The sequence below is a fragment of the Actinomycetospora sp. NBC_00405 genome, from assembly GCF_036044095.1.
GTDB lineage: Bacteria > Actinomycetota > Actinomycetes > Mycobacteriales > Pseudonocardiaceae > Actinomycetospora > Actinomycetospora callitridis.
The window spans coordinates 4,954,167-4,970,563 of sequence record NZ_CP107938.1; the positions used below are offsets into that span (position 1 = coordinate 4,954,167).

Annotated in this window: 19 protein-coding genes; all 19 read left to right on the plus strand. The window is 69.4% G+C overall.

Translation table 11 applies throughout. The annotated features are described in order from the left end of the window. Positions 1-58: 58 nt before the first annotated feature. The 19 genes from OG774_RS24525 (at position 59) to rplE (ending at position 16,397) form a co-directional block, all read left to right on the plus strand. A complete protein-coding gene (locus OG774_RS24525; protein ID WP_328304963.1) occupies positions 59-3,970 on the plus strand; it encodes a DNA-directed RNA polymerase subunit beta' in 3,912 nt (1,303 codons plus the stop codon). Positions 3,971-4,472: 502 nt separating this feature from the next. After that, positions 4,473-4,847 (plus strand): 30S ribosomal protein S12, encoded by a 375-nt coding sequence (gene rpsL / locus OG774_RS24530; RefSeq protein ID WP_116708457.1) that lies wholly within the window; start codon positions 4,473-4,475, stop codon positions 4,845-4,847. 1 nt (position 4,848) lies between these two features. Then, on the plus strand, positions 4,849-5,319 hold the full coding sequence (gene rpsG / locus OG774_RS24535) for a 30S ribosomal protein S7 (protein WP_274190775.1): 471 nt from the start codon (positions 4,849-4,851) through the stop codon (positions 5,317-5,319). A 99-nt stretch (positions 5,320-5,418) separates the two neighbouring features. Beyond that, positions 5,419-7,521 carry an elongation factor G gene (gene fusA / locus OG774_RS24540; protein WP_328304964.1) on the plus strand — a complete coding sequence of 701 codons (2,103 nt, stop codon included), beginning with the start codon at positions 5,419-5,421 and terminating at the stop codon, positions 7,519-7,521. Between the two features lie 188 nt (positions 7,522-7,709). Next, a complete protein-coding gene (gene tuf / locus OG774_RS24545) occupies positions 7,710-8,903 on the plus strand; it encodes an elongation factor Tu (protein ID WP_274194356.1) in 1,194 nt (397 codons plus the stop codon). Between the two features lie 442 nt (positions 8,904-9,345). Then, positions 9,346-9,651 (plus strand): 30S ribosomal protein S10, encoded by a 306-nt coding sequence (gene rpsJ, locus OG774_RS24550; protein ID WP_116708461.1) that lies wholly within the window; start codon positions 9,346-9,348, stop codon positions 9,649-9,651. A gap of 8 nt (positions 9,652-9,659) precedes the next feature. Next, complete coding sequence (gene rplC, locus OG774_RS24555) at positions 9,660-10,364, plus strand: 50S ribosomal protein L3 (RefSeq protein ID WP_328304965.1); 705 nt, start codon at positions 9,660-9,662, stop codon at positions 10,362-10,364. Between the two features lie 218 nt (positions 10,365-10,582). Further along, a complete protein-coding gene (gene rplD, locus OG774_RS24560; RefSeq protein ID WP_328311138.1) occupies positions 10,583-11,248 on the plus strand; it encodes a 50S ribosomal protein L4 in 666 nt (221 codons plus the stop codon). After that, on the plus strand, positions 11,245-11,550 hold the full coding sequence (rplW, locus tag OG774_RS24565) for a 50S ribosomal protein L23 (protein WP_274194354.1): 306 nt from the start codon (positions 11,245-11,247) through the stop codon (positions 11,548-11,550). The genes rplD and rplW overlap by 4 nt, the downstream gene beginning before the upstream one ends. A 2-nt stretch (positions 11,551-11,552) precedes the next feature. After that, positions 11,553-12,395, plus strand: coding sequence for a 50S ribosomal protein L2 (rplB, locus tag OG774_RS24570; protein WP_274190771.1), 843 nt, complete (start codon positions 11,553-11,555; stop codon positions 12,393-12,395). 23 nt (positions 12,396-12,418) lie between these two features. After that, positions 12,419-12,700, plus strand: a complete 282-nt coding sequence (gene rpsS / locus OG774_RS24575; protein WP_116708465.1) for a 30S ribosomal protein S19 — start codon at positions 12,419-12,421, stop codon at positions 12,698-12,700. A 61-nt stretch (positions 12,701-12,761) separates the two neighbouring features. Then, complete coding sequence (gene rplV / locus OG774_RS24580) at positions 12,762-13,172, plus strand: 50S ribosomal protein L22 (RefSeq protein ID WP_328304966.1); 411 nt, start codon at positions 12,762-12,764, stop codon at positions 13,170-13,172. Beyond that, positions 13,172-14,044 carry a 30S ribosomal protein S3 gene (rpsC, locus tag OG774_RS24585; RefSeq protein WP_274190769.1) on the plus strand — a complete coding sequence of 291 codons (873 nt, stop codon included), beginning with the start codon at positions 13,172-13,174 and terminating at the stop codon, positions 14,042-14,044. Before rplV ends, rpsC begins: the two co-directional genes overlap by 1 nt. A gap of 3 nt (positions 14,045-14,047) precedes the next feature. Further along, positions 14,048-14,464 carry a 50S ribosomal protein L16 gene (gene rplP, locus OG774_RS24590; protein ID WP_274190768.1) on the plus strand — a complete coding sequence of 139 codons (417 nt, stop codon included), beginning with the start codon at positions 14,048-14,050 and terminating at the stop codon, positions 14,462-14,464. Further along, positions 14,464-14,700 carry a 50S ribosomal protein L29 gene (rpmC, locus tag OG774_RS24595; RefSeq protein WP_274190767.1) on the plus strand — a complete coding sequence of 79 codons (237 nt, stop codon included), beginning with the start codon at positions 14,464-14,466 and terminating at the stop codon, positions 14,698-14,700. The genes rplP and rpmC overlap by 1 nt, the downstream gene beginning before the upstream one ends. Before the next feature lie 86 nt (positions 14,701-14,786). Then, positions 14,787-15,089 carry a 30S ribosomal protein S17 gene (gene rpsQ / locus OG774_RS24600; protein WP_433039087.1) on the plus strand — a complete coding sequence of 101 codons (303 nt, stop codon included), beginning with the start codon at positions 14,787-14,789 and terminating at the stop codon, positions 15,087-15,089. Between the two features lie 43 nt (positions 15,090-15,132). Continuing rightward, positions 15,133-15,501 carry a 50S ribosomal protein L14 gene (gene rplN / locus OG774_RS24605; RefSeq protein ID WP_133829612.1) on the plus strand — a complete coding sequence of 123 codons (369 nt, stop codon included), beginning with the start codon at positions 15,133-15,135 and terminating at the stop codon, positions 15,499-15,501. Between the two features lie 3 nt (positions 15,502-15,504). Further along, positions 15,505-15,828 (plus strand): 50S ribosomal protein L24, encoded by a 324-nt coding sequence (rplX, locus tag OG774_RS24610; protein WP_274190766.1) that lies wholly within the window; start codon positions 15,505-15,507, stop codon positions 15,826-15,828. Next, the gene (gene rplE, locus OG774_RS24615) at positions 15,825-16,397 is read left to right on the plus strand and encodes a 50S ribosomal protein L5 (protein WP_274194352.1); all 573 of its coding nucleotides are present in this window, start codon (positions 15,825-15,827) and stop codon (positions 16,395-16,397) included. Before rplX ends, rplE begins: the two co-directional genes overlap by 4 nt.

Consider the following 16,397-nt stretch of genomic DNA (forward strand, 5'->3'; position numbering starts at 1 on the left):
ATACCGGGGCCGGCCCGCGGACCTTCGATACACCGCTCACCCATCCAGGGGAGAACCTTTGCTCGACGTCAACTTCTTCGACGAGCTGCGGATCGGTCTGGCCACCGCCGACGACATCCGCCAGTGGTCCTTCGGCGAGGTCAAGAAGCCCGAGACCATCAATTACCGCACGCTCAAGCCCGAGAAGGACGGACTCTTCTGCGAGAAGATCTTCGGTCCGACCCGGGACTGGGAGTGCTACTGCGGCAAGTACAAGCGCGTCCGCTTCAAGGGCATCATCTGTGAGCGCTGCGGCGTCGAGGTGACCCGGGCCAAGGTGCGCCGTGAGCGCATGGGCCACATCGAGCTGGCCGCGCCGGTCACGCACATCTGGTACTTCAAGGGCGTCCCATCGCGCCTGGGCTACCTGCTCGACCTGGCGCCCAAGGACCTCGAGAAGATCATCTACTTCGCGGCGTACGTGATCACGGACGTCAACAAGGACCAGCGTCACGCGGACCAGTCGACGCTGGAGAACGAGATCTCCGGGGAGCGCAAGCGCCTCGAGACCCAGCGCGACAACGACCTCGAGGCCCGCGCGCAGAAGCTCGAGAGCGACATCGCCGAGCTCGAGGCCGAGGGCGCGAAGTCCGACGTGCGGCGCAAGGTCAAGGAGGGCGGCGAGCGCGAGATGCGCCAGCTGCGCGACCGTGCGCAGCGCGAGATCGACCGCCTCGACGAGGTCTGGACCACGTTCGTCAAGCTCGACCGGGCCCAGCTGATCTCGGACGAGACGCTCTACCGCGAGCTCTACGACCGCTACGCGGACTACTTCACCGGCGCCATGGGTGCCGAGGCGATCCAGAAGCTCCTGGAGACCTTCGACATCGACGCCGAGGCCGACAACCTCCGCGAGACCATCCGCTCGGGCAAGGGCCAGCGCAAGCTGCGCGCGCTCAAGCGGCTCAAGGTCGTCGCGGCGTTCCAGGCCACCGGGAACCGTCCCGGCGGCATGGTGCTTGACTGCGTCCCGGTCATCCCGCCGGACCTGCGCCCGATGGTGCAGCTCGACGGTGGCCGCTTCGCGACGTCGGACCTCAACGACCTGTACCGCCGGGTCATCAACCGCAACAACCGCCTCAAGCGACTGATCGACCTCGGCGCGCCCGAGATCATCGTCAACAACGAGAAGCGGATGCTGCAGGAGGCCGTCGACGCGCTGTTCGACAACGGCCGCCGTGGCCGGCCGGTGACCGGGCCGGGCAACCGCCCGCTCAAGTCGCTGTCCGACCTGCTCAAGGGCAAGCAGGGCCGGTTCCGTCAGAACCTGCTCGGCAAGCGCGTCGACTACTCGGGCCGTTCGGTCATCGTCGTCGGCCCGCAGCTCAAGCTGCACCAGTGCGGCCTGCCCAAGCAGATGGCGCTCGAGCTGTTCAAGCCGTTCGTCATGAAGCGGCTGGTCGACCTCAACCACGCGCAGAACATCAAGTCCGCGAAGCGCATGGTCGAGCGTCAGCGCGGCCAGGTCTGGGACGTGCTCGAGGAGGTCATCAACGAGCACCCGGTGATGCTGAACCGGGCGCCCACGCTGCACCGCCTCGGCATCCAGGCCTTCGAGCCGCAGCTGGTCGAGGGCAAGGCGATCCAGCTGCACCCGCTGGTCTGCGAGGCGTTCAACGCCGACTTCGACGGTGACCAGATGGCGGTCCACCTGCCGCTGTCCGCCGAGGCGCAGGCCGAGGCCCGCATCCTCATGCTGTCGGCGAACAACATCCTGTCGCCGGCGTCCGGCAAGCCGCTGGCCATGCCGCGCCTCGACATGGTGACCGGCCTGTACTACCTCACCCAGCGCCGCGAGGGCACGGCCGGCGAGGGCCGGGCGTACTCGTCGGTGGCCGAGGCGATCATGGCGTTCGACCTGGGGTCGCTCGACCTCCAGGCGCCGATCAAGATTCGCCTCGTGGGCTCGGTCGTGCCCGGTCCGGGGATGACGAACGGCTCCTACGAGCCCGGTCGCCCGTGGCTGGCCGACACGACGCTCGGCCGGGTGCTCTTCAACGAGCTGCTGCCGGAGGACTACCCCTTCGTCAACGAGCAGCTGCCGAAGAAGAAGCAGGCGGCGATCATCAACGACCTCGCCGAGCGGTACTCGATGACCGAGGTCGCGATGACCCTGGACCGGCTCAAGGACGCCGGCTTCCACTGGGCCACGCGCTCGGGCGTCACCATCGCCATCGACGACGTCGTCGTGCCCCCTCGCAAGCAGGAGATCCTCGACGAGTACGAGCTCCGTGCGGAGCAGGTCAACAAGCGCTACCAGCGCGGTGCGCTCTCCTACCAGGAGCGCAACGACGAGATGGTGCGCATCTGGGGTCAGGCCACCGAGGAGGTGGCGAAGGCGATGGAGGACAACTTCCCCGCCGACAACTCCATCTCCCGGATCGTCGCCTCGGGCGCGGCCGGCAACATGACCCAGGTCCGCCAGCTGGCGGGCATGAAGGGTCTGGTCGCGAACCCCAAGGGCGAGTTCATCCCGCGCCCGATCAAGTCGAACTTCCGTGAGGGCTTCTCGGTCGTCGAGTACTTCATCTCGACGCACGGCACCCGCAAGGGTCTGGCCGACACCGCCCTGCGGACCGCCGACTCGGGCTACCTGACCCGGCGCCTGGTCGACGTCTCGCAGGACGTCATCGTCCGCGAGGTCGACTGCGGCACCGAGCGCGGCATCCCGATGCCGATCGGCGAGGAGGGCCCGGACGGGACCCTGGTGCGCGACATCCACGTCGACACCAGCGTCTACACCCGGACCGCGGCCTCGGCCGTCACCGACGCCGACGGCAACGTGCTGCTCGACCGCGGTGCCGACATCGGCCAGCAGGCGATCGACGCCCTCCTGGGCTCGGGCGTCGGCAAGGTCCGTGTCCGCAGCGTCCTGACCTGCGACTCGGCCCAGGGTGTCTGCGCCCGCTGCTACGGCCGCTCGCTGGCCACCGGCAAGCTCGTCGACGTGGGCGAGGCGGTCGGCATCGTCGCCGCCCAGTCCATCGGTGAGCCCGGCACGCAGCTGACGATGCGCACCTTCCACACCGGTGGCGTCGCGGGTGAGGACATCACCACGGGTCTGCCGCGTGTGCAGGAGCTCTTCGAGGCCCGCGTCCCGAAGGGCAAGGCGCCGATCGCCGACGTCGACGGCCGCATCCAGCTCGAGGACGGCGACAAGTTCTGGAAGATCACCCTCATCCCGGACGACGGGAGCGAGGAGGTCGTCTACGACAAGCTGTCCAAGCGCATGCGGCTCGCCACGGTGCCGGTCGACGGCTCCGAGCGTCCGCTGCAGGACGGCGACCACGTGGGCGTCGGTCAGCAGCTGCTCGAGGGCACGGCCGACCCGCACGAGGTGCTGCGCGTGATGGGCCCCCGCGAGGTGCAGCTGCACCTCGTCGACCAGGTGCAGAAGGTGTACCGGTCGCAGGGTGTGTCGATCCACGACAAGCACATCGAGGTCATCGTCCGGCAGATGCTGCGCCGGGTGACGATCATCGACTCGGGCGCCACCGAGTTCCTGCCCGGTGGTGTCGTCGACCGCGCCGAGTTCGAGGCGGCCAACCGCAAGGTGGTCTCCGAGGGCGGCGACCCGGCGGCGGCCCGCCCGGTGCTCATGGGCATCACGAAGGCCTCGCTGGCCACCGAGTCGTGGCTGTCCGCCGCCTCCTTCCAGGAGACGACGCGCATCCTCACGAACGCGGCCATCGAGGGGAAGTCCGACAGCCTGGTCGGGCTGAAGGAGAACGTGATCATCGGAAAGCTGATCCCGGCCGGCACCGGCATCAACCGGTACCGGAACATCCAGGTCCAGCCGACCGAGGAGGCCCGAGCGGCCGCCTACGCCCTGCCGAGCTACGACGACGGGTACTACGCCCCCGACGTGTTCGGCTCGGGCAGCGGCGCCGCCGTGCCGCTCGACGACTACGACTTCGGCCAGTTCAGGTGATCGAGCTCCGCTGATCCCGCAGGCGTAGTACCGCACGACACCGGAGGGCGTCCCCGCACCAGCGGGGGCGCCCTCCGTTCGTCCGTCGGGGCGTGCCACGCAGCGCGTCACAGGGGGTCGGGTTGCACGCCGCTCCGGCGGTGGGGGATGCTGTGGGAGTCCGGTCGTCGTCCTGCGGCGGCATGGTGGGCCGTGAGGCGCCCACCGAGGACACTCGAGGGGCCCCGGAGCTCAGGACGCCGGTGGCATTCCCGGAGACCGCCGGCAGGCGGTCCGGGCCCTGATCCGACCCGCTGCGTGCTGCCGTGCGGGAGGCGCGTACCCTGGAACACAGAGCCCGACGTGGTCGGGTCGTTCCGCGTGCCGAGGGTGTGCGGTGCGCCGGTTCCCGAGCGGGGAGCCACGGCGCCCCTCTCCCCGGCCGGCCGTCAGAGCCGGTACCCCGGGTGCGGACGTACGAGCCCGATCAGACAGTCCAGAGGAACGGAAGTCAGCGCACTCGATGCCCACCATCCAGCAGTTGGTCCGCCGGGGCCGCGAGGACAAGGTCGAGAAGACCAAGACCGCGGCCCTGAAGGGGAGCCCGCAGCGCCGCGGCGTCTGCACCCGCGTCTACACCACCACGCCGAAGAAGCCGAACTCCGCGCTGCGCAAGGTCGCGCGCGTCCGGCTCTCGAACGGCATCGAGGTCACCGCCTACATCCCGGGTGAGGGCCACAACCTGCAGGAGCACTCGATCGTGCTCGTGCGTGGTGGCCGGGTGAAGGATCTCCCCGGCGTCCGGTACAAGATCATTCGCGGCGCCCTGGACACGCAGGCGGTCAAGAACCGCAAGCAGGCCCGCAGCCGCTACGGGACGAAGAAGGACAAGAGCTGACATGCCGCGTAAGGGACCCGCACCGAAGCGTCCGCTGGTCGCCGACCCCGTCTACGGGTCGCCCCTCGTGACGCAGCTCGTCAACAAGGTGCTCGTCGACGGGAAGCGCTCGCTCGCCGAGCGCATCGTCTACGGCGCCATGGAGGGCTGCCGGGAGCGCAACGGCGCCGACCCGGTGGTCACGCTCAAGCGCGCGCTGGACAACGTGAAGCCGGCCCTCGAGGTCCGCAGCCGCCGTGTCGGTGGCGCGACCTACCAGGTGCCGATCGAGGTCCGGGCCGGCCGCTCGACCACGCTCGGCCTGCGCTGGCTGATCACGTACTCCCGCGCCCGTCGCGAGAAGACGATGATCGACCGGCTCTGCAACGAGCTGCTCGACGCCTCGAACGGCCTCGGCGCGGCCGTGAAGCGCCGCGAGGACACCCACAAGATGGCGGAGTCGAACAAGGCGTTCGCGCACTACCGCTGGTGATCGCGCGGGGCGCCGGGGTGCGAACCACCCCGGTCCCCGACCGGTCCGAGAACACCCGCCGCGGGACCCGCGGCGACGACCCGACGGAAGAGGAATCTCGTGGCACGCGACGTGCTGACCGACCTGGGCAAGGTCCGCAACATCGGGATCATGGCCCACATCGACGCGGGCAAGACCACCACGACCGAGCGCGTCCTGTTCTACACCGGCATCAACTACAAGATCGGTGAGGTCCACGACGGCGCGGCCACGATGGACTGGATGGAGGAGGAGCAGAAGCGCGGCATCACGATCACGTCCGCCGCGACGACCTGCTTCTGGAAAGACCACCAGATCAACATCATCGACACGCCGGGTCACGTCGACTTCACGGTCGAGGTCGAGCGCTCCCTGCGCGTCCTGGACGGCGCCGTCGCCGTCTTCGACGGCAAGGAGGGCGTGGAGCCGCAGTCGGAGACGGTATGGCGCCAGGCCGACACCTACAACGTCCCGCGCATCTGCTTCGTCAACAAGATGGACAAGCTCGGCGCGGACTTCTACTTCACCGTGCAGACGATCAAGGACCGCCTCGGCGCCAAGCCGCTGGTCCTGCAGCTGCCGATGGGGTCGGAGTCGGAGTTCTACGGCGTCGTCGACCTGGTGCGCATGCGCGCGCTGACCTGGCGCGGTGACGTGTCCAAGGGCGAGGACTACGCGGTCGAGGAGATCCCGGCCGAGATGGCCGAGCAGGTCGCCTCCTACCGCGAGGCGCTGCTCGAGGCCGTCGCCGAGAAGGACGACGCGCTCATGGAGCGCTACTTCGCCGGCGAGGAGCTCACCGTCGAGGAGATCGAGCACGGCATCCGCGCCGTGACGGTCACCGGCGAGGCCTACCCGGTCATCTGTGGCTCGGCGTTCAAGAACAAGGGCGTGCAGCCCATGCTCGACGCCGTCATCGCCTACCTGCCGGCGCCGACCGACGTCCCGCCGGTCGAGGGCACGCTGCTCGACGGCGAGACGCCGATCCAGCGCAGCCCCAACACCGACGAGCCGTTCGCGGCTCTGGCCTTCAAGATCGCCGCGCACCCGTTCTACGGGAAGCTGACCTACGTCCGGGTCTACTCGGGCAAGGCCTCCCAGGGCACGCAGGTCATCAACTCGACCAAGGACCGGAAGGAGCGCATCGGCAAGTTCCTGCAGATGCACTCCAACAAGGAGAACCCGGTCGACAACGCCACCGCGGGTCACATCTACGCGGTGGTGGGACTGAAGGACACGACCACGGGCGACACCCTCTGCGACCCGCAGAACCCGGTGATCCTCGAGTCGATGACCTTCCCGGAGCCGGTCATCTCCGTCGCGGTCGAGCCGAAGTCCAAGGCCGACCAGGAGAAGCTGTCGACGGCCATCCAGCGTCTCGCCGACGAGGACCCGACCTTCCGGGTCAACCTCGACGAGGAGACCGGCCAGACGATCATCTCGGGGATGGGCGAGCTCCACCTCGAGGTCCTGGTCAACCGGATGAAGTCCGACTACAAGGTCGAGGCGAACATCGGTAAGCCGCAGGTGGCCTACCGCGAGACCATCCGCAAGACGGTCGACAAGTACGAGTACACGCACAAGAAGCAGACCGGTGGTTCGGGGCAGTTCGCCCGCGTCATCATCAAGCTCGAGCCGCTCGAGAAGACGGCCGACGGTCCGCTCTACGAGTTCGACAACAAGGTGACCGGTGGTCGCGTCCCGCGGGAGTACATCCCGTCGGTGGACGAGGGCGCCCAGGACGCGATGCAGTACGGCATCGTGGCCGGCTACCCGATGGTCGGGCTCAAGCTGACGCTGCTCGACGGTCAGTACCACGAGGTCGACTCGTCGGAGATGGCGTTCAAGGTCGCCGGATCGATGGCGCTCAAGGAGGCGGCCCGCAAGGCCGACCCCGCGCTGCTCGAGCCGGTGATGGCCGTCGAGGTGAACACCCCCGAGGACTACATGGGTGACGTCATCGGCGACCTCAACTCCCGCCGTGGCCACATCCAGGCCATGGAGGAGCGGGCCGGCGGCCGCGTCGTACGCGCGATCGTCCCGCTGTCGGAGATGTTCGGCTACGTCGGCGACCTGCGGTCGCGGACCCAGGGCCGGGCGAACTACTCCATGCAGTTCGACTCCTACGCGGAGGTCCCGGCCAACGTGGCCAAGGAGATCATCGCGAAGGCGACCGGCGAGTGACGCGGGTCCGCGACCCGGGTGAGAGCCCGGGTCACGGACCACGTCGCGGGACGTCACAGGGCTTTCGCTAGCCTCGTGTCGGCCCTCTCGGTCCTCCGAGACACGGCAGGACCCACCGACGAGCACCACCCGGCCCGTCCCGTAACGAGGGACGAGCCAGGAGAACACAGTCCAGGAGGACGAGAGCAGTGGCGAAAGCCAAGTTCGAGCGGACCAAGCCGCACGTCAACATCGGCACGATCGGTCACATCGACCACGGGAAGACGACGCTCACCGCGGCGATCACCAAGGTGCTGCACGACAAGTTCCCGCAGCTCAACCAGGCGTCGGCCTTCGACATGATCGACAAGGCGCCCGAGGAGCGGCAGCGCGGCATCACGATCTCGATTGCGCACGTCGAGTACCAGACCGAGAAGCGCCACTACGCGCACGTCGACTGCCCCGGGCACGCCGACTACGTCAAGAACATGATCACCGGGGCCGCCCAGATGGACGGCGCCATCCTCGTGGTGGCCGCCACCGACGGCCCCATGCCGCAGACCCGCGAGCACGTGCTGCTCGCGCGCCAGGTCGGCGTCCCCTACATCGTGGTGGCGCTGAACAAGGCGGACATGGTCGACGACGAGGAGATCATGGAGCTCGTCGAGATGGAGGTCCGCGAGCTCCTCTCGTCGCAGGACTTCCCCGGCGACGACCTGCCCGTGGTCCGCGTCTCGGCGCTCAAGGCGCTCGAGGGCGACGCCGAGTGGGGCGACGCGATCATGTCGCTCATGGACGCCGTCGACGACGCCATCCCGTCGCCGGAGCGTGACACCGACAAGCCGTTCCTCATGCCCGTCGAGGACGTCTTCACGATCACGGGTCGCGGCACCGTCGTCACCGGCCGCGTCGAGCGCGGCATCGTCAAGGTGAACGAGGAGGTGGAGATCATCGGCATCCGTGCGAAGTCGACGAAGACCACCACCACGGGCATCGAGATGTTCCGCAAGCTCCTCGACGAGGGGCGCGCCGGCGACAACGTCGGTCTGCTCCTGCGCGGCATCAAGCGCGAGGACGTCGAGCGCGGCATGGTCATCGGCAAGCCCGGTTCGATCACGCCGCACACGGAGTTCGAGGGCCAGGTCTACATCCTGGGCAAGGACGAGGGCGGGCGGCACACGCCGTTCTTCAACAACTACCGCCCCCAGTTCTACTTCCGGACCACCGACGTCACCGGCGTGGTGACGCTGCCGGAGGGCACGGAGATGGTCATGCCCGGTGACAACACCGAGATGTCCGTCCAGCTGATCCAGCCGATCGCCATGGAGGAGGGCCTCCAGTTCGCCATCCGTGAGGGTGGCCGGACGGTCGGCGCCGGTCAGGTCACGAAGATCAGCAAGTAGGACAGGGGAAGGGGCTCGACCCCTTCTCCGACCCCGGTGGGGCTCGGCCCGAACGGCCGTGCGACACTGGACACCTAGCTCGCACGGGGCGGTCGGCTCAGTCGGTATCGAGCCGACCGCCCCGCTGTGAGCGGGGGTCCGAGAGCCACATCGTGGGCCCGGATCGCCCGGCCATCGTGCCGGGGGTCCACCGTGCCGCCCCTCGTGTCGAGGAGCGGGACGGACACACGTTGAACAGCGCGGGGTCCACGGGGCCGCGGTGTGCGGAGTGCACACGGCGGAGCCTGTCGACCGACTCGACACACCCGACCGCGTGGACCGGAGACGGTCTCGCTCGGGGGGTGTCCGGGCCGGAGGCATGAGCACCGGGGCGTCTCGAGAACCTGGCCAGCCACCAGGGGTCACACCCTGGCGGGACGAGAAGAGGAACGGCAAAGCCACCATGGCGGGACAGAAGATCCGCATCCGGCTCAAGGCCTACGACCACGAAGCGATCGACGCGTCGGCTCGCAAGATCGTCGAGACCGTGACGCGCACCGGCGCCTCCGTGGTCGGGCCCGTGCCGCTGCCCACCGAGAAGAACATCTACTGCGTCATCCGCTCGCCGCACAAGTACAAGGACTCGCGCGAGCACTTCGAGATGCGCACCCACAAGCGACTGATCGACATCGTGGACCCCACGCCGAAGACGGTGGACGCGCTCATGCGCATCGACCTGCCGGCGAGCGTCGACGTGAACATCCAGTGAGGTCGGCAATGACGACAGCGAATGCAGTCAATGCAGCGCCGGCGCGCCCCGAGCGGAAGATGAGCGGCGTCCTCGGCACCAAGGTCGGTATGACCCAGGTGTTCGACGACTCGAACCGCATCGTCCCGGTGACCGTGGTGAAAGCCGGCCCCTGCGTCGTGACGCAGGTGCGCACCCCCTCGGTGGACGGCTACAACGCCGTGCAGATCGCCTTCGGCGCCATCGACCCGCGCAAGGTGAACAAGCCGGAGACCGGCCACTTCTCCAAGGCCGGTGTGACCCCGCGGCGCCACCTCGCCGAGCTGCGCACCAGCGACGCGAGCGAGTACGAGGTCGGCCAGGAGGTCACCGCGGAGACGTTCGCCGCCGGTGCCGTCGTCGACGTCTCGGGCACCAGCAAGGGCAAGGGCACGGCGGGTGTCATGAAGCGCCACGGCTTCGGCGGCCTCGGGGCCAGCCACGGCACGCAGCGCAAGCACCGTTCGCCCGGCTCCATCGGTGGCTGCGCCACCCCGGCACGTGTCTTCAAGGGCACGCGCATGGCCGGCCGGATGGGCAACGAGAAGACCACCACGCAGAACCTGACCGTGCACGGCGTGGACGCCGACGCGGGCCTGCTGCTGATCCGCGGCGCCGTCCCCGGCCCGCGCGGCGGCCTGGTCCTCGTCACGTCGGCCGCCAAGGTCGACCCCGCGAAGGGCGGTGAGCAGTGAGCACCCCGGACGGACAGACCCCCGGCGTCGCCGACACCGAGGGCCCCGACAGCGGTGAGCAGACCACCGCCGGCACCGGCTCGGCGACGGCTGCGGCCACCGCCACGCTCCGGTCGACGCACGGTCACTCGACCCGTCGCCGCGGCTACACCGCGGGCGAGGCGCGTCGTCTCGCCCGGCGGGACCAGCACGCCACGGCCTCCGGCGAGACGCGCTCCGTGCCGGTGAACACCCCGGCCGGCGGCACCGACGGCTCCGTGGAGCTCCCGGGCGTGCTGTTCGACGCCCCGGCCAGCACCGCGCTGATGCACCAGGTCGTCACCGCGCAGCTCGCGGCGGCCCGCCAGGGCACGCACGACACCAAGACGCGCGGCGAGGTCCGCGGCGGCGGCAAGAAGCCGTACCGCCAGAAGGGCACCGGCCGCGCCCGTCAGGGCTCGGTGCGCGCACCGCAGTTCACCGGCGGCGGCGTGGTCCACGGGCCGACGCCGCGCGACTACGACCAGCGGACCCCCAAGAAGATGAAGGCGGCCGCGCTGCGCGGTGCACTGTCGGACCGCGCCCGTCACGAGCGCATCCACGTCTTCTCGGCGCTGATCGAGGGCACCGCCCCGTCCACCAAGGGCGCCCGCACGGCGCTCTCGGGCGTGGTGACGTCGGGCGCGGAGCTCCGCAACGTGCTCGCCGTCGTCGCCCGCGAGGACGAGGCCGGCCGCCGCAGCGTGGCCAACCTCCCGGCGGTCCACATGATCACGCCGGACCAGCTCAACACCTACGACGTCCTGCGCGCCGACGACGTGGTCTTCACGTCCGCGGCGCTCGAGGCCTTCATCGCCTCGCGCACGGTCACCGACCCGCCCGCCGACAAGGAGGCCGACAAGTGATCGCCGACCCGCGAGACGTGATCATCGCGCCGGTCATCTCCGAGAAGAGCTACGGCCTGCTCGAGGAGCGCCAGTACACGTTCCTGGTGCGCCCGGACGCGAACAAGACGCAGATCAAGGTCGCCGTTCAGCAGATCTTCGACGTGCAGGTGGCCAGCGTGAACACGCTGAACCGTGAGGGGAAGCGCAAGCGCTCCCGCCGCGGCTTCGGCAAGCGCAAGGACACCAAGCGCGCGGTCGTGACGGTGACGCCCGACAGCCGGACGATCGACGTGTTCGGCGCGCCCGGGGCAGGGAGCTGACCATGGGAATCCGCAGGTACAAGCCGACGACCGCGGGGCGGCGCGGCGCGAGCGTCTCGGACTTCGCCGAGATCACGCGCGACCACCCCGAGAAGTCGCTGATCCGCCCGCTGCACAACAAGGGCGGCCGCAACGTCACCGGGCGCATCACCACCCGGCACCAGGGCGGTGGCCACAAGCGGGCCTACCGGCTCATCGACTTCCGTCGCCACGACAAGGACGGCGTGCCGGCCAAGGTCGCTCACATCGAGTACGACCCGAACCGCACCTCGCGCATCGCGCTGCTGCACTACGCGGACGGCGAGAAGCGCTACATCATCGCCCCGGAGCGGCTGCACCAGGGCGACACGGTGGAGGCCGGCCCCAAGGCCGACATCAAGCCGGGCAACAACCTCCCGCTGCGCAACATCCCGACCGGTACGACGATCCACGCGATCGAGCTCCGCCCCGGTGGCGGCGCCAAGATCGCGCGCTCGGCCGGCTCGAAGGTGCAGCTGGTGGCCAAGGACGGCCCCCACGCCCAGCTGCGGATGCCCTCGGGCGAGATCCGCAACGTGGACGTGCGGTGCCGCGCCAGCATCGGCGAGGTCGGCAACGCCGAGCACTCGAACATCAACTGGGGCAAGGCGGGCCGCAACCGCTGGCGCGGCAAGCGCCCGTCGGTGCGCGGTGTGGCCATGAACCCGGTCGACCACCCGCACGGCGGTGGTGAGGGCAAGACCTCCGGTGGTCGCCACCCGGTCAACCCCGCCGGCACGCCCGAGGGCCGTACCCGAGGCCGGAAGGAGAGCGACCGCATGATCGTGCGTCGCCGCCGCACCGGCAAGGGCAAGAAGAAGCGCTGACGAGAGCAGGAGGGAGCGAAGCGATGCCACGCAGTCTCAAGAAGGGCCCGTTCGTCGACGACCACCTGCTCAAGAAGGTGGACGCGCTCAACGAGGCCAACCGCAAGACGGTCATCCGGACCTGGTCGCGCCGATCGACGATCATCCCGGACATGATCGGCCACACGCTGGCCGTGCACGACGGGCGCAAGCACGTCCCCGTGTTCGTCTCGGAGTCCATGGTCGGGCACAAGCTCGGCGAGTTCGCCCCGACCCGCACGTTCCGCGGGCACGTCAAGGAGGACCGCCGCTCCCGCCGTCGCTAGTCGACGCCGGGATACAGCGCGCGGGACCCTCATGGCCCGGAATCAGGAAGGAACGTCAGAGATGTCTGCACCAGCCGACACCGACACGGCCCCGCGCGGGGCCGTGGCGCGGGCGCGCTACGTGCGCATGTCGCCGATGAAGGTCCGTCGCGTGGTGGACCTGGTGCGCGGCATGCCCGTGGGCGAGGCCGCCTCGGTGCTGCAGTTCGCCGAGCTCAAGGCCGCCCAGCCGGTGGCCAAGGTCGTCGCGAGCGCGGTGGCCAACGCCGAGAACAACGTCGATCTGGACCGCGCGAACCTGGTGATCTCCACGATCACCGTCGACGAGGGTCCGACCATGAAGCGGTTCCAGCCCCGCGCGCAGGGCCGGGCGTACCGCATCCGGAAGCGGACCAGCCACATCTACGTCGAGGTCACCGAGGTGGCCGCGGCGAAGGGCGGCCGTTCGCGCGCGAAGAGGAGTGGCCGCTGATGGGCCAGAAGATCAACCCGCACGGCTTCCGTCTCGGTATCACCACCGACTGGAAGTCGCGCTGGTACGCCGACAAGCAGTACGCCGACTACGTGGCCGAGGACGTCAAGATCCGCCGCATGCTCTCCAAGGGCATGGAGCGGGCCGGCATCTCCAAGGTCGAGATCGAGCGCACGCGTGACCGCGTCCGCGTCGACATCCACACCGCGCGTCCGGGCATCGTCATCGGGCGCCGCGGCGCCGAGGCGGACCGCCTGCGCGGCAACCTCGAGAAGCTGACCGGCAAGCAGGTCCAGCTGAACATCCTCGAGGTCAAGGGCGCCGAGGCCGACGCGCAGCTCGTCGCGCAGGGCGTCGCCGAGCAGCTGTCCAACCGTGTGTCGTTCCGCCGCGCGATGCGCAAGGCCATGCAGTCGGCCATGCGCAGCCCCGGCGTGAAGGGCATCCGGGTGCAGTGCTCCGGCCGGCTCGGTGGCGCCGAGATGTCGCGCTCCGAGTTCTACCGCGAGGGGCGCGTGCCGCTGCACACGCTGCGCGCGGAGATCGACTACGGCCTGTTCGAGGCCCGGACCAACTTCGGCCGCATCGGCGTGAAGGTCTGGATCTACAAGGGCGACGTGGTCGGCGGCAAGCGCGAGTCCGAGCGCCAGGCCGCGCTCGATGCCGCGACGCGTGACCCGCGTGGCGGCCGTGGCCGTGGCGGCGGCTCGAACGACCGTCCTCGCGGGCGTCGTTCCGGCTCGTCGGGCACGACCGGGACGAGCACCGAGGCCGGGCGCGCCGCGGCTGCCGAGCAGGCAGGCGCGGGTGCGACCACGGGCGGGGCCCCCGCCGGCGCCGCCCCCGAGGCGACCACGCAGACGGAGTCCTGAGTCATGCTGATCCCCCGCAAGGTCAAGTACCGCAAGCAGCACCGGCCGGACCGGACGGGCGCCGCCAAGGGCGGCACCCAGATGTCCTTCGGCGACTACGGCATCCAGGCCTTGGAGCACGCCTACGTCACCAACCGGCAGATCGAGTCCGCCCGTATCGCCATCACGCGGCACATCCGCCGTGGCGGCAAGGTGTGGATCAACATCTTCCCGGACCGGCCGCTGACCAAGAAGCCGGCCGAGACCCGCATGGGTTCCGGTAAGGGCTCGCCCGAGAAGTGGGTGGCGAACGTGAAGCCGGGCCGGGTCATGTTCGAGATGAGCTACCCGAACGAGGCCACGGCCCGCGAGGCGCTGCGTCGCGCGCAGCACAAGCTGCCGATGCGCTGCCGCATCGTGAGCCGTGAGGAGAGTTTCTGATGGCCGCCGGAACCCCCGCGAGCGAGCTCCGGGAGCTCAACGCCGAGGAGCTCGTCGCCCGCGCCCGTGAGGCGAAGGCCGAGCTGTTCAACCTGCGCTTCCAGATGGCGACCGGGCAGCTGGACAACAACCGTCGACTGCGGACCGTGCGCCACGACATCGCGCGCATCTACACGGTGATGCGCGAGCGCGAGCTCGGCCTGTCGGTCGCCCCCGACGAGGAGGGAGCGGCATGAGCGAGAGCACCGCTGAGACCACCACTCCGGCAAGCTCGGGCGCCACCGCCCCCGAGCGTGACGAGCAGGAGCAGGTCCGCGCCGAGGTGAAGCAGGCCGACAAGGCCCAGCAGACCCCGGCCGAGGCCCGCAACGACGACCGTGGCCTGCGCAAGGTGCGTGAGGGTCTCGTCGTCTCGGACAAGATGGCCAAGACCATCGTCGTCAGCCTCGAGGACCGGGTGAAGCACCCGCGCTACTCGAAGGTCATCCGGCGCACGAAGAAGGTCAAGGCGCACGACGAGAACAACACCGCCGGCCCCGGCGACCGCGTACTCCTCATGGAGACCCGGCCGCTGTCGGCCACCAAGCGCTGGCGTCTCGTCGAGATTCTCGAAAAGGCCAAGTGATCCTTGGAAACCGTCCGCTCGTGCGGGCAGGTCAGGAGAAGAAGTGATCCAGCAGGAGTCGCGGCTGCGTGTCGCCGACAACACGGGTGCACGGGAGATTCTGTGCATCCGCGTTCTCGGGGGCTCGTCCCGCCGCTACGCGGGCATCGGCGACGTCATCGTGGCGACCGTGAAGGAAGCCATCCCGGCCGCCGGTGTCAAGCGCGGCGAGGTCGTCAAGGCCGTCATCGTGCGCACCCGCAAGGAGAAGCGCCGCCCGGACGGCTCGTACATCAAGTTCGACGAGAACGCAGCCGTGCTCATCAAGAACGACCGTGAGCCCCGCGGGACCCGCATCTTCGGCCCCGTGGGCCGCGAGCTGCGCGACAAGAGGTTCATGCGGATCATCTCGCTCGCGCCGGAGGTGCTGTAGCAGATGAAGGTCAAGAAGGGCGACACGGTCGTCGTCATCGCCGGCAAGGACAAGGGCGCCAAGGGCAAGGTCATCAAGGCCTTCCCCGACCGCGACAAGGTCCTCGTCGAGGGTGTCGGCCGCGTCAAGAAGCACACGGCCCAGTCCGCCAACCAGCGCGGCGCCCAGAGCGGCGGGATCGTCACCCAGGAGGCGCCCATCCACGTCTCCAACGTGATGGTCGTCGACCCCGACGGCAAGCCGACCCGCGTCGGCAGCCGCGAGGGTGGCGAGGGCGAGCAGAAGCGCGTGCGCATCGCGCGCCGTAGCGGGAAGGACCTCTCGTGACCACCACCGAAGCTCCCGAGACGACCCGTCCGCGGCTGCAGCAGCGCTACCACGACGAGATCAAGAACGCGCTCTCGGAGCAGTTCGGGTACGCGAACCCGATGCTGATCCCGGGCGTCGTCAAGGTCGTCGTGAACATGGGCGTCGGCGAGGCCGCACGGGACTCCAAGCTGATGGAGGGCGCGGTCCGCGACCTCACCCTCATCGCCGGCCAGAAGCCGGAGATCCGCAAGGCCCGCAAGTCGATCGCGCAGTTCAAGCTGCGCGAGGGCATGCCGATCGGCGCCCGCGCGACCCTGCGCGGCGCGCGGATGTGGGAGTTCCTGGACCGGCTGCTGACCATCGGCCTGCCGCGCATCCGTGACTTCCGCGGTCTCTCGCCGAAGCAGTTCGACGGCTCCGGCAACTACACGTTCGGTCTGTCGGACCAGACGATGTTCCACGAGATCGACCAGGACTCGATCGACCGGCCGCGGGGGATGGACATCACCGTGGTCACCTCCGCGACCACCGACGAGGAGGGCCGGGCGCTGCTCCGTCAGCTCGGCTTCCCGTTCAGGGAGAACTGA

Coding starts and splice junctions, on each gene's coding strand:
- rplX (WP_274190766.1), top strand. CDS start 15,505: ATGAAGGTCAAGAAGGGCGACACGGTCGTCGTCATCGCCGGCAAGGAC.
- rpmC (WP_274190767.1), top strand. CDS start 14,464: ATGGCCGCCGGAACCCCCGCGAGCGAGCTCCGGGAGCTCAACGCCGAG.
- rpsG (WP_274190775.1), top strand. CDS start 4,849: ATGCCGCGTAAGGGACCCGCACCGAAGCGTCCGCTGGTCGCCGACCCC.
- rplV (WP_328304966.1), top strand. CDS start 12,762: ATGTCTGCACCAGCCGACACCGACACGGCCCCGCGCGGGGCCGTGGCG.
- rpsL (WP_116708457.1), top strand. CDS start 4,473: ATGCCCACCATCCAGCAGTTGGTCCGCCGGGGCCGCGAGGACAAGGTC.
- rplC (WP_328304965.1), top strand. CDS start 9,660: ATGACGACAGCGAATGCAGTCAATGCAGCGCCGGCGCGCCCCGAGCGG.
- rpsJ (WP_116708461.1), top strand. CDS start 9,346: ATGGCGGGACAGAAGATCCGCATCCGGCTCAAGGCCTACGACCACGAA.
- rplB (WP_274190771.1), top strand. CDS start 11,553: ATGGGAATCCGCAGGTACAAGCCGACGACCGCGGGGCGGCGCGGCGCG.
- rpsS (WP_116708465.1), top strand. CDS start 12,419: ATGCCACGCAGTCTCAAGAAGGGCCCGTTCGTCGACGACCACCTGCTC.
- rplP (WP_274190768.1), top strand. CDS start 14,048: ATGCTGATCCCCCGCAAGGTCAAGTACCGCAAGCAGCACCGGCCGGAC.
- rpsC (WP_274190769.1), top strand. CDS start 13,172: ATGGGCCAGAAGATCAACCCGCACGGCTTCCGTCTCGGTATCACCACC.